This is a genomic window from Streptomyces hainanensis (assembly GCF_004348415.1).
Taxonomy (GTDB): domain Bacteria; phylum Actinomycetota; class Actinomycetes; order Streptomycetales; family Streptomycetaceae; genus Streptomyces; species Streptomyces hainanensis.
In genome coordinates this window covers 1-11,198 of sequence record NZ_SMKI01000259.1, presented here as the reverse complement: position 1 = coordinate 11,198, position 11,198 = coordinate 1, and the positions used below count along the sequence as shown (strand labels likewise).

The 11,198-nt window shown below is 71.8% G+C and carries 12 protein-coding genes and 1 pseudogene; 7 read left to right on the top strand and 6 right to left on the bottom strand.

Annotated elements, in window-relative coordinates; all coding sequences use genetic code 11:
• The first annotated feature begins 174 nt into the window (after positions 1-174).
• From E1283_RS22450 to amaP, 5 genes are read left to right on the top strand one after another with little or no spacing between them, the layout of a single operon-like run.
• Positions 175-642: an Asp23/Gls24 family envelope stress response protein gene (locus E1283_RS22450; protein WP_132819925.1), complete on the top strand. Its 468-nt coding sequence runs from the start codon at positions 175-177 to the stop codon at positions 640-642.
• 9 nt (positions 643-651) lie between these two features.
• Positions 652-846, top strand: a complete 195-nt coding sequence (locus E1283_RS22445; protein WP_132819924.1) for a hypothetical protein — start codon at positions 652-654, stop codon at positions 844-846.
• Between the two features lie 3 nt (positions 847-849).
• Positions 850-1,236 carry an Asp23/Gls24 family envelope stress response protein gene (locus E1283_RS22440; protein WP_132819923.1) on the top strand — a complete coding sequence of 129 codons (387 nt, stop codon included), beginning with the start codon at positions 850-852 and terminating at the stop codon, positions 1,234-1,236.
• Between the two features lie 20 nt (positions 1,237-1,256).
• The gene (locus E1283_RS22435) at positions 1,257-1,958 is read left to right on the top strand and encodes a DUF6286 domain-containing protein (protein WP_425086212.1); all 702 of its coding nucleotides are present in this window, start codon (positions 1,257-1,259) and stop codon (positions 1,956-1,958) included.
• A 7-nt stretch (positions 1,959-1,965) separates the two neighbouring features.
• The gene (amaP, locus tag E1283_RS22430; protein ID WP_132819921.1) at positions 1,966-2,541 is read left to right on the top strand and encodes an alkaline shock response membrane anchor protein AmaP; all 576 of its coding nucleotides are present in this window, start codon (positions 1,966-1,968) and stop codon (positions 2,539-2,541) included.
• Positions 2,542-2,564: 23 nt separating this feature from the next.
• Here amaP and E1283_RS22425 read toward each other — a convergent pair whose 3' ends face one another.
• Positions 2,565-3,473 carry an SURF1 family cytochrome oxidase biogenesis protein gene (locus E1283_RS22425; protein ID WP_132819920.1) on the bottom strand — a complete coding sequence of 303 codons (909 nt, stop codon included), beginning with the start codon at positions 3,471-3,473 and terminating at the stop codon, positions 2,565-2,567.
• 25 nt (positions 3,474-3,498) lie between these two features.
• The gene (locus E1283_RS22420) at positions 3,499-4,515 is read right to left on the bottom strand and encodes a DEDDh family exonuclease (protein ID WP_132819919.1); all 1,017 of its coding nucleotides are present in this window, start codon (positions 4,513-4,515) and stop codon (positions 3,499-3,501) included.
• A gap of 242 nt (positions 4,516-4,757) precedes the next feature.
• On the opposite strand from E1283_RS22420, the gene moaA reads away from it, so the two are divergent.
• Positions 4,758-5,750, top strand: a complete 993-nt coding sequence (gene moaA, locus E1283_RS22415; protein ID WP_132819918.1) for a GTP 3',8-cyclase MoaA — start codon at positions 4,758-4,760, stop codon at positions 5,748-5,750.
• On the opposite strand, the gene E1283_RS22410 is transcribed toward moaA, so the two are convergent.
• From E1283_RS22410 to E1283_RS22395, 4 genes are all read right to left on the bottom strand, one after another.
• Entirely contained in the window at positions 5,733-5,972 is a 240-nt protein-coding gene (locus E1283_RS22410; RefSeq protein ID WP_207930486.1) for a hypothetical protein, read from the bottom strand. The genes moaA and E1283_RS22410 overlap by 18 nt on opposite strands.
• Before the next feature lie 222 nt (positions 5,973-6,194).
• Positions 6,195-6,527 (bottom strand): DUF3099 domain-containing protein, encoded by a 333-nt coding sequence (locus E1283_RS22405; protein WP_132819916.1) that lies wholly within the window; start codon positions 6,525-6,527, stop codon positions 6,195-6,197.
• 45 nt (positions 6,528-6,572) lie between these two features.
• Entirely contained in the window at positions 6,573-7,985 is a 1,413-nt protein-coding gene (gene tyrS, locus E1283_RS22400) for a tyrosine--tRNA ligase (protein WP_132819915.1), read from the bottom strand.
• Between the two features lie 191 nt (positions 7,986-8,176).
• A complete protein-coding gene (locus tag E1283_RS22395) occupies positions 8,177-10,318 on the bottom strand; it encodes a tetratricopeptide repeat protein (protein ID WP_132819914.1) in 2,142 nt (713 codons plus the stop codon).
• A gap of 352 nt (positions 10,319-10,670) precedes the next feature.
• On the opposite strand from E1283_RS22395, the pseudogene E1283_RS22390 reads away from it, so the two are divergent.
• Positions 10,671-11,198, top strand: a pseudogene (locus E1283_RS22390) (DUF6879 family protein); the annotation flags it as partial.

The window sequence follows — 11,198 nt, the reverse complement described above, 5'->3', positions numbered from 1 at the left end:
GAGACAGGAAGAAACCCGGAGTGAGCGCCCAGCAATGGGTAAGGCATCTCGTATGCTCGGCCGCATTCCTGACGCACTACCAACCGCGCACCGCGCGCACCGCACCGCACCGCACCGCGCGCACCGCACAACGACGGCGGAGCCGACCGCCGTTCGGAAAGGGGTGAAGGCCACGTGACCGACACCGGCACGGAGACGACGACCGAGGTGCCCGCCAGGGTGGCGACCGGGACCCGTCGTGGGACGGGCGATCCCGCCGCCCGCGGGCGGACCACCATCGCCGACGGCGTGGTGGCCAAGATCGCCGGCATGGCGGCCCGCGACGTCGTGGGCGTGTACGCCCTCGGCGGCGGAATTGCCCGCACCCTGGGGGCGGTTCGCGACCGCGTGCCCGGCGGCGGCCGGTCCGCGACGCGCGGCGTCAAGGCGGAGGTCGGCGAGGTGCAGACCGCGCTCGATCTCGAAATCGTCGTGGAGTACGGGGTTTCCATCGTCGCCGTGTCCCGTACGGTACGGGAGAACGTCATCGCGGCCGTGGAGCGCATGACCGGGCTCGAGGTCGTCGAGGTCAACATCAACGTCGGGGACGTGAAGTTGCCCGACGAGGACGAGGACGACGACGAACGCCCACCGTTGCAGTAGGAGCGCGAGATGAGCATGGCTGTGATCGGCATGATCGCCGGCATGGCGCTGGGATTCGCCGGGTACTTCGGCGGTTTCGGGGCCTTTCTGCTGGTGGCGTCGCTGGGCGCGATCGGGTTCGTGGCCGGCCGGTTCGCGGACGGTGACCTGGAGCCCGGGGACTTCTTCCGGGTCAGGGACCGCGGCGAAGACCGGCGGCGGTGAGCCGTGGAGACGTCGGTCCCGGCGGCCGAACGCGGCGCGACGCGGATCTCCGAACGGGTGGTGGCCAAGCTCGCCGCCCAGGCGGCCCGCGAGGCGCTCGGCGAGCCGGGGGAGCTGCCCCAGGCGACGGCCGTGGTGCGGCGGTCGTCCGACCCGTCGGGGTCGGGCGTGCTCGCCAGCGTGTCGGTGGAGGTCGAACTCGGGTATCCCTGTGATATCGGTGCCCGGTGCCGTCAGGTCCGCCGCCAGGTGGAGCTGCGTGTCCGGGAGTTGGCCGGTATGGAGACGACCGACGTGGCCGTCGCCGTTGGGCGACTGCGCTCGGCCCACCTGGCCGCCGCCTCGGGCGGCCGTGAGGGAAACCGCAACGGCTCAGGGAGAGTGCGGTGACGAACGACACGGACGAAGACGTGGTGGAGGCGGCCGACGACGAGGCCGCGACGGTGAGCGGGCCCACCCTGGAGAAGCCCGCCCCGGAGAAGAGTGCCCCGGAGGAGTCCGCCCCGGAGAACCGACTGGCCAAGACCGCTTCGGCGGTCCGCTACGAGCCGGGTGACGCCGAGTCGGAGGCGGTGCGCCGCTTCTGGTCGGTGCGCCGGGTGCCGGCCGCGCTGGCCGCGGTGCTGCTGGTCGTGGCGGCCGGCGTGCTGCTCTACGACATTGTCTCCGTGCGCGCCGAGCGGCCGGCCGCCGCCTGGCGGCGTGAACTGGCGGACGAACTGGCCGTCCGCGGTCTCGACGACGCCTCCGTGGTGCTCGCCGCGGTGGCCGCGATGCTGCTCGGGCTGTGGCTGGTGGTCCTCGCCGTCACCCCGGGGCTGCGCGGCCTGCTGCCGATGCGGCGGCGGGACGACGCGTTCCTGCGGGCCGGCATCGAACGCGGCGCGGCGGCCGTGGTGTTGCGCGACCGGGCGCTCGAGGTGTCGGGGGTGCGGTCGGTGCGGGTGTCGGTCGGCCGCCGCCGGGTCAGGGCGTCGGCGCAGGCCCACTTCCGTGACCTGGACGTCGTCCGGGCCGATCTCGACGCGGTGTTGGGCGAGGGCATCAGGGAACTGGGGCTGGCGCGTCAGCCCGCGCTCGCCGTACAGGTCCACCGACCGGCGCGGAGGTGACGTGATCATGCTGAGCATCGTCAACCGGGTACTGCTCGGCCTGCTGGGGCTCGCTCTGTTCGGCGCCGGGCTCGTGGTCGTGCTGACCGCGCTCGACGTGGTGCCGGCGGCCTGGCCCTGGAGCGGGCCGGACGACGTGCTGCTGAGCGACGCCGACCGGACGCGGTGGCGGGACGAGGGCTGGTGGTGGCCCGTGGTCATCGGCGGCCTGGCGCTCGTGATGCTGCTGGCCCTGTGGTGGACCGTGGCCCAGCTGCGGCAGCAGCGGCTCTCCGAGGTCCTGGTGGACAGCGGCGACGGCGTGGGGGCGCTGTTGCGCGGCCGCGCGATGGAGGACGTGGTGTCGGCGGAGGCGGAGTCGCTGCCCGGCATCGACGAGGCCAGGGTCACCCTGGTCGGCCGCCGTACCCAGCCCAGGATCCGGGTCGGCCTGCTGCTGGCGCCACAGGCCCAGCCGGACGTGGCCGTCCACCGGCTGCGCACCGAGGCCGTGGAACACGCCAGGGCCTCAGCGGGACTGGCCGTACTGCCCACGGAGGTCCGCCTCCGTTCCACCAAACACGCCCCGGAACGCCTGAGCTGAACCCGCCGGCGCACCGCCCGGCCTCAGGCCGGCGCGTGGTCCGAGCGCTGGTCGGCGGACCGGTTCCCCGTCTCCGCCAACCCGGCGGCCGGCTCCGCTCCGCCGGCCGGGCCGGCCGCCGAGGCCTCCGCCGCGGCGGCCTCCGCGGCCTTCGCCTCGCGCGCGGCCTCTTTCCGCCGGTCCTGGATCTCGCGGCGCAGCAGGAGGAACCAGCCGACGGGGACGCCCGCCGCGAAGATCCACCACTGGAAGGCGTACGCGAGATGGGCCCCGATCCCGGTGTGGTCCGGCTCGGGCAGCGGCGCCGGCTGCGCCGGGCCGTCCTGTCCCGCGGGCTCGGGGGAGGTCTCCGTCAGTTCCAGGTAACCGCCCAGCGTCGGCTCGCCCGTCTCGGCCGCCCGCTCCTGGCTGCTGATCATCATGACCATGCCGGTGGGCAGCCCCGAGCGTTCCCTGATGCCGGTGGTGTCCGTGGTCTCGTCGGCCATCAGCCGGCCGGTGACGGTGACCTCGCCCGTGGGCGGGGCCGGGATCTCGGGGGTCCGGGTGAGGTCGGGGCCCGACTCGATCCAGCCGCGGTTCACCACCGCCGCCGTGCCGTCCGCCGCGACGATCGGGGTGAGGACGTGGTAGCCCACGGCGCCGTCCCCGTTGGTGCGGTTGCGGACCACGACCTGGTGGTCCGTGTCGTAGACGCCGGTGACGGTGACCGCGCGGTACCGGTCGTCGGGATCGGGCGCGCCGCCCACCGACGAGAGATCCGTCATCGGGACCGACGGCGCCTCCAGGCTGCCGGCGATCAGGTCGTTGCGCGCCACCCGCTGTTCGTGTCTGTGCAACTGCCAGAACCCGAGCCAGACCATCGTCGGGATCAGGAGCAGGGTGATCAGCGTGAGGATCACCCACTGCCGGGACAGCAGAAAGCGGTACACAAGTCACGACCGTACCGGACGGTACTCACCCCTCAGGCGCCGGGGCCACGTCCCGGAGCAGCTGGGTGAAGGCCGCCTCGTCGAGGATCGGGGTGCCCACCGCCCGGGCCCGCGCCACCTTGCTGGTCGCCGAATCCGGGTCGTTGGTCACCAGCAGGCTGGTGTACTTCGAGACGCTGGACGCGATGTGCAGCCCGGCCTCGAACGCCTGGTCCTCCAGCAGCTCGCGGTCCGTCGAGGTGTCCCCGGAGAACGCCACCCGCATCCCCTGCACCAGCCGGCCGCCCACCTCGTACCGGCCCGGATTGGGGTAGGGACAGGCCGGCCGCCGCTTGACCTGCCGCCAGCCGCCGCGCCAGCCGGCGGCCGACGAACGCAACGGTTCGCGGCCGGCCGGCGAGCCCCCGGAGTCCGACCACTCGGTGATGGGCCGGCAGGCCAGCAGCGGCAGCCGCAGCCCCTGCCGGGCGGCGTGGTGCAGGCTCGGCCGGAACGCCTCGGCCAACACCCGGGCGTCGTCGAGCGCGTGGTGCGCGCGCCGCTGCTGGACGCCGAAGTACGCCACGAGCGTCTCCAACTTGTGGTTGGCCAACGGCAGCGCCAGCGCCTTGGACAGCGCGATGGTGCACAGCCGTTGCTCGACGGGCGCGGCACGGCCGGCCCTGGCGTACTCACGGGCGATCATCGTCCAGTCGAAGACGGCGTTGTGCGCCACCAGCACGCGCCCGGCGAGCCGCTCCGCGAACTCCCCCGCGATATCGGGGAAGAGCGGCGCGTTCTCCAGCATCTCGGCCGTCAACCCGTGGATCCAGGTGGGCCCCGGATCGCGCAGTGGGTTGACGGGCGTGTACCAGTGGTCCTCGACGTCGCCCTGGGCGGTGAGCCGGTAGACGGCGGCGGACACTATGCGGTCGTCCCTGGCGAGCCCCGTGGTCTCCACGTCCACCACGGCGTATCCGGCCGGGTAGCCCGTGGGCCACGGCCGGTCGGCGGACTGCTGGGCGGGAACGCGGGCCGCGGATGCGTGGTGGTCTTCGAGCATGGTCACTGAGGATACGGGCCGGCACCGACAGCGTCCGTGACACGGAGGGGAGTTGAGGGGCCGTCGCCTCGCCACCGTCGTGCTCGCCCCAGGGCCCCCCTCGCCGCGGGCCCGCCGGCGGCCCCGTGGCGGCCCGTGGGGCCCCCTCACGGCCCCGTCCTGGGACTGGCGCTCCTGTCAGAGGGGTGTCGTACGCTGCGAGACATCTGCTCCCAGTGCTTCAACACGGCGGAGGCTCGCGCATGCTGCTTGACACCTATGGCCGGATCGCCACCGACCTACGGGTATCCCTCACCGACCGATGCAACCTGCGCTGCACCTACTGCATGCCGGAGGAGGGCCTTTCCTGGCTCGCCAAACCGGAGTTGCTGACCGACGACGAGATCGTCCGGCTGGTCACGGTGGCCGTGACCGAGCTGGGCGTGAAGGAGGTTCGATTCACCGGGGGCGAGCCGCTGCTGCGGCCCGGGCTCGTCTCCATCGTCCAGCGGTGCGCCGCGCTGCGGCCGCGCCCCTCGCTCTCCCTGACCACCAACGGCATAGGTCTGGAACGCACGGCGGAGGCGCTGCGGGCCGCCGGCCTGGACCGGGTCAACGTCTCGCTCGACACCCTCGACCCCGAGGTCTTCCACCGTCTCACCCGGCGTCGCCGGCACGACGACGTGCTGCGGGGCCTCGCGGCGGCCCACGCGGCCGGCCTCGCTCCCATCAAGATCAACGCGGTGCTGATGCCCGGGCTCAACGAGAAGGAGGCTCCCGAGCTGCTGTCCTGGGCCATGGAGCGTGGCTATGAGATGCGGTTCATCGAGCAGATGCCGCTGGACGCCCAACACGGCTGGCAGCGCGAGCGGATGATCACCGCGAGCGAGATCCTGGAGTCGTTGGGCGACCGCTTCGCACTCACGCCCGAGGCCGACGCGGAGCGCGGCTCGGCGCCCGCGGAGCGGTGGCTGGTCGACGGCGGCCCGCACCGGGTCGGCGTCATCGCCTCGGTCACCCGCCCGTTCTGCCGCACCTGCGACCGCACCCGGTTGACGGCCGACGGCCAGGTGCGGAACTGCCTGTTCGCGCGGGAGGAGTCGGATCTGCGCGGCGCGCTCCGCTCCGGTGCCGACGACGCCGAGCTCGCCGAGCGGTGGCGGGTGGCCATGTGGGGCAAGAAGCCGGGCTCGGGCCTCGACGACCCCGCCGCCTTCGTCCAGCCGACCCGGCCGATGTCAGCGATCGGCGGCTGAGGCCCGCCCCGCCTCCCATTCGGCGAGCGGCACCACGTCCCTGAGGAATCCTCGCACCGAGAGGAACGTGGACAGGTGCTCGCGGTGGTCCTCACAGGCCACCCACGTCTTGCGCCGCTCGGGCGTGTGCAGCTTGGGATTGTTCCAGGCCAACACCCACACGGCGGTCACACGGCAGCCCTTCGCCGAGCAGACGACGGTCTCCGGCGCCGGGTCGGACATCACGGGATCCATTCATCTCCCCCACAAATCTCACGGGAACTTCTGGCGCGGCGTGTGGGAAAAGGCGACGCCGGGCAGCCACGGGGGGAGCCGCCCGGCGTCGGTCCGTCGCTCCGACGGGGGATACGGAGCGCCTTTGAAGTATGACATGCAATGCCCCGTTCACCGCAGCCGAACGGCCCAATGATGTGAGGATTTCTTCGGTCACTCCGAACGGAAGGTTCAGTTCCGATTGTGCGCTTCCCCCGCGCTCGGCGGCAGCGTGGGGGGAGTGTCCCTGGTGATGAACGTGGAGGGCAGCGAAGGCACGTTCTCCCGGCCGGCGTTGGCGATCACCACCGCCACGTACGGCAACACCGCGCCCAGCACCAGGGCCACCACCGCGACCGGCCGGCTGACGTTCCACAGGGCCACGGTCAGCACCACCGCCAGCGTGCGCACCATCATGGAGATCACGTAACGCCGCTCTCTCCCGCGCACGTCGTCGTGCAGCCCCTGCCGGGCCCCTGTGATCCGGAACACCGCCGGATCCGACTTTCCCCTACGCAACCGCATGCTGATCACCGCCGGCTCCTACGCTACGCCCCGCCGCCTCGGCGGTTACCCCAAGACCCGGGCAAGCTTGCGGCCCGCCTTGAGGTAGACGCCCTCGGGCTTCTCGTCCAGGCCCTCCAGCCGCTCACGCACCACCTCGGCCAACGGCCGCAGCGCGTCCGCCTCGGCCAGCACCCCGGCGTCCTGCCGCCCGCCGGCGAACTCCAACACCAGGCGCAGCCCGTTCTGCTTGGCCAGCCGCCTGGCCGCCGAGGCGCTCGGCGTGAACTCCAGCACCTGCGTGAGCACGGCCGTCACCGCGTCCGAGCCATGCTCGGCGAGCACCAGCTCGGGCAGCGCGGCCACCTCGGTGAAGCTCTTCTTCGAGAACTGCGCCGCGAACCCGGCCCGCGCCGCCATCGCCGCCTCGACGCCGTCGAGCACCGCCACCACCTCGCCGGCCAGCACCCGCTTCAGGTCCATCGGGTGCAGCGTGCCGTCCGCCAGCCGCCCCTTCGCCAGAACGAGCTCGTCGTCCGTCCACTCCGTCCAGGCCCGCAGGTAGGGCTCCATCAGCCGGTCCGGGATGGACATCACCTTCCCGAACACGTCGTCCGGGGTGGCGGTCAGCGGGATGGCGTTCCCCTTGGACTTGGACATCTTCGCGCCCGAGCCGTCCGTGCCCTCGATCAGCGGCATGGTGACGACCATCTGCGGCGTGAGCCCGTAGATCTCCATCACCCGCCGCCCCATCTGCATGTTCAGCAACTGGTCGAGGCCACCGAGCTCGACCTCCGCGTCCATCTCGGCCGAGTCGATCGCCATCGCCACCGGGTAGATCAACTCCGACATCGACAGGCCGTGCCCGCCCTCCAGCCGGTTCCGGAAGTCCTCCCGCTGCAACAGCGCGGACGCCGAGACGTGCGACAGCACCCCGATCAGCCTCGGCAGCGTGATCCCGGCCAGCCACTCGCTGTTGTGCCGCACCCGCACCCGCTCGAAGTCGAAGAACGGCCGCACCTGGTCCTGGTAGCCCGCCAGGTTCCGCGCGATGTCCTCGTCCGTCAGCGGCGGCCGCTCGTCCGACCGGCCGGTGGGATCGCCGATCTTGGCCGTGATGTCGCCGATGAGCAACGTCGCGTCGTGCCCCATCCGCTGGAAGCGGCTGAGCACGATCATCGGCACGGTGTGCCCCAGGTGCACGTCCGTCGCGGTGGGGTCGATGCCGAACTTCACCCGCAGCCCACGCCCCGCGTCCCGCGCGGTCGCGATCTGAGCGGCCAGCTTCTCCGCCCCGGGCAGCACGTCCACGGCCCGCGACGCGATCAGCTTCGCCTGCTCCTCGGGCGACAGGTCGGAGAGATCCAGATACCGCCTCGACCGCGTCTCCTCCAGCAGCTGCCGCACGGTGGAGTCGGAGGAGAGATCCTGCGCGAACAGCGCACGGGCGCGCTGCACGGAATCGCCGAGGCGTGTCACTTTTCGGTCCTGACGGTCGTCGATCGTGGATGGCTGGTCGGGGGCCATCCTACGATCCGTGGCAGTCCCGGAGCCGGTCGACGAAGGACGTCCAGGCGCCCCGCCCGAGCGCGAGCCGCGGGCCGCGGGCCGACGGAACGGTGTACTGATCATCGTTCCCCCCAGCAGGACCGTCTGGTGTGGGTACCAGCTCAGCCCGGCGGCTGGGGCGGATGCCACCCGCCGTCTCTCAGCGCGGCCAGGAAGTCCCGGCTCGCCACCGTGAACGGATGCCCCCGGCCCAGCGCGCTCTCGCGGCGGCGCGTGACGTCGGCCATCAGCTCGATGCCCGCGCCGACGTCCCCGAGCGCCGCCCGGGTGCGTGCCAGCAGCTGCCGGGCCGCCAGCGCGAGGGGGTAGTCGGGCCCGAAGCGGCGCCGGTACTCGTCGGCGACCTCACCGATCTCGGCTTCGGCACTGTCGTGGCGCCCCAACAGGTACATGGCCCAGGCGTGGTTGTGCCGGGCGCCGAGGGTGACGATGTGGCCGGGACCGAGGTGCCGCTCGCACTCCTCCGGCAGCGACAGCAGAGCTCCGCTGCCCGGCGCGGCGAGCTCGGGTCCCGACAGCAGCACCAGCAGGCTCGCGCGGGAACGCAGGGTCAGGGGATGGCCGGCGCCGAGCGTCGCCTCCCTGCCCGCCACCGTGTGCCGCAGCAGCGCCAGGGCCTCCTCACGACGGCCGAGGTTGCCCAGCACCAGTTGCAGCGCGTGGCAGCTGTCGAGGGTGTCGGGATCGTCCGGGCCGAACAGCCGCTCCTGGTCGGCGCGAACGCGGTTCAGCAGTGCCTCGGCCTCCGGGTACCTGCCCAGCCGGAAGAGGGAGCGTCCCTCGCGGGAGCGGGCGGCCAGGACGAGACGGTGGTGTGCGCCGATCGTCGGCTCGGCCAGGTCGACGGCCGCGCGAGCCGTCTCCCGGGCGGACAGGTAGTCGCCGGTTCGGTGCAGGGCCGTCGCGAGCCGCGTCGCCAGAGCCAGCGCGCCGTCCGCCGTCGCCTGACCGCGCGTGTGCCGCAGCAGGGTCAGGACGTGCGGGGCGAGCAGCCGGAGACGCGGGTCGTGCGGGCCGGCGTCCGGCAGGGCGGGTACGGCGGCGTTCAGCAGTGCGGCGGCCGTCGCGTCGAGCGCGGCGAAGTGCTCGGGCGGTGTGGTCGCGATGACGCTGTCCAGCAGGACGGCGTGGCTGTGCACGCACCGCACGTCGGCGTCGACCAGCTCCGTCAGCGAGTGGTCGAGCAACGCGCGCAGCGCCGTCTCGGCGCGGGCACGGGGCAACACACCACCGATCTCGGGACCGTTGAGCAGGGCGAGCGGCAGCGGCTCGGAGGCCAGGCGTGCCAACAAGCGCAACAGGGCAGTCGCTTCCGGCAGCCCACGGGCCTCGAACGAGTCGAGGGTGAACTGCCAGGTCTGGCCGACGAGATGCCGAGGGTCCTCCTCGGCCAGGGGGTCGGCTCCACGGTCTATCAGCTCGACGGGCCGGTCCTCGTCCAGGCGGCGGCCGTACGTGTCCATCGTCCACGGATCGATGATCTGGTGCGCCAGGAAGCCGCCGGCGAGGGTGAGCGCCAGCGGAAGCCGACCGAGCCGGTCCGCGATCTCGGCGGCCTGCTCCACCGTCCCGCTGTCCGGAGCGAGGTCGCACAGCACGCGGGCGGCGTCGTCACGGGGGAGCACGCCGATGTGCTGGAGCTCGGCACCCGGCCACCATCGGGTGGCCGACCTTCGGGTGGTGACCACGACGCTGCCCCGTGGGCTGGTGCGGAGCCAGTGGCCGTCCCTGAGGATCGTGGGGTCGTCGGCGTTGTCCAACACCAGCAGCCAGGGCTCGGCGGACCGGTCCAGGTGGTGCCACACCAGATCGGCGGCGGGCCGGAACCCGCCGCGGGCGGCGAGCAGTTCACCGTCGCCCGCCCCTCTGTCGGCGGCCACGGCGAGCATTCCGGCCCGCAGACTGGCGCGGTTCGCGGCATTGACCCACAGGCCCACGCGGCCGGCCTCCTCCGTGGCATGCTGGAAGAACGCCCAGGCCACGGCCGTCTTGCCGCAGCCCCCCATGCCATGGAGGACGTGCACCTCGCCCCCACGGTTGGGCTCGACACTCTCGCGCAGCCGGTTCAGCACCTCGGCCCGGTCCCGCAGGACGACGGGCGCCCTGCTGACCAGGGGACGACGCACCGAGTCGGGTCCGCCCGTGGCCTCGGGCCCACGGGCGTAGTGATGGTGATGCTCGCTGATGTGTTGGTCGCCCCGCGACTGGTAAACGCGACCCTCGTCCTCGGCGTGCCCGTCCATGGGGCCCTTCATCTCCGACCGGTGAATATGGGTGTTCTTCCAACGTGAGAAGCGAACAGAGTGATAGCTGGATCCACTGTTCCCCCTGAATCACATTGCCCAGCTTGTCAACAATAGATCAGATAAGTCATATGATGCTGTGCTCGGGGCTTGCCTGAGCTCACGAAGTGGCATTCATGCATGGAAGATCGCCAAGTGGCAAGCCGATCCAGCCGCAACGTCTCAAAATCGGCCATGAGTGAGGTGCGACGCGCCCTGATCTGCTCCTTCGCGCCGGAGCGAGTTTGATTCCTTTCCGAGCGGCCCCGTCACCAGGCTCACTCGTCCGAAGTACCACGAGGACTTCTACCGGGTCCAGAACAGCGGCATCCGGCAGCTGAGGAAGCTTGAGCGAGGCCAGCATTTCGCCGAACGAGGATTCGCCAGCTGGGAGGCGTTCCACCGGGGTGATTGGGAAACGGCGCTCTCACTCGTCGAGGAGAAGCGTGACCTCTACGCCCAGCAAATCGCGGAGAACGCGCGGCGCGGAGTCAGGCAGCGTCGGCTCCGCGTCGTCGAGTTTCCCGTCACGCCCTATGTGCAGTGGGAATTGCACGTGCTCCGCCTACGCGTCGAGCCGGGGGACGACATCAGGGTCGTCGATGCCCGGAGTATCGGAGATATCGAGCGGGAACGACCGGTGCCCGAGGCGGTGATCCTCGGAGACGCGGCCCTGTACGAGGTGATCTACGACGGCGAGGGCAACGCGGACGGAGCCAACCGGTACACCGATCACGCGCTGATCGAGGAGACGTCTGCAGGCTTCGACACGCTCTTCGCCGGAGCCGACGAGTTCCTCGACTTCTTCGAGCGCGAGATCGCCCCGCTCCCACCCCCGTCC

Bases quoted from the DNA above. Each gene is read 5' to 3' on its own strand.
- E1283_RS22445 (WP_132819924.1), top strand. From the start codon at position 652: ATGAGCATGGCTGTGATCGGCATGATCGCCGGCATGGCGCTGGGATTC.
- amaP (WP_132819921.1), top strand. From the start codon at position 1,966: ATGCTGAGCATCGTCAACCGGGTACTGCTCGGCCTGCTGGGGCTCGCT.
- E1283_RS22420 (WP_132819919.1), bottom strand. From the start codon at position 4,515: ATGCTCGAAGACCACCACGCATCCGCGGCCCGCGTTCCCGCCCAGCAG.
- moaA (WP_132819918.1), top strand. From the start codon at position 4,758: ATGCTGCTTGACACCTATGGCCGGATCGCCACCGACCTACGGGTATCC.
- E1283_RS22410 (WP_207930486.1), bottom strand. From the start codon at position 5,972: ATGTCCGACCCGGCGCCGGAGACCGTCGTCTGCTCGGCGAAGGGCTGC.
- E1283_RS22405 (WP_132819916.1), bottom strand. From the start codon at position 6,527: ATGCGGTTGCGTAGGGGAAAGTCGGATCCGGCGGTGTTCCGGATCACA.
- E1283_RS22395 (WP_132819914.1), bottom strand. From the start codon at position 10,318: ATGGACGGGCACGCCGAGGACGAGGGTCGCGTTTACCAGTCGCGGGGC.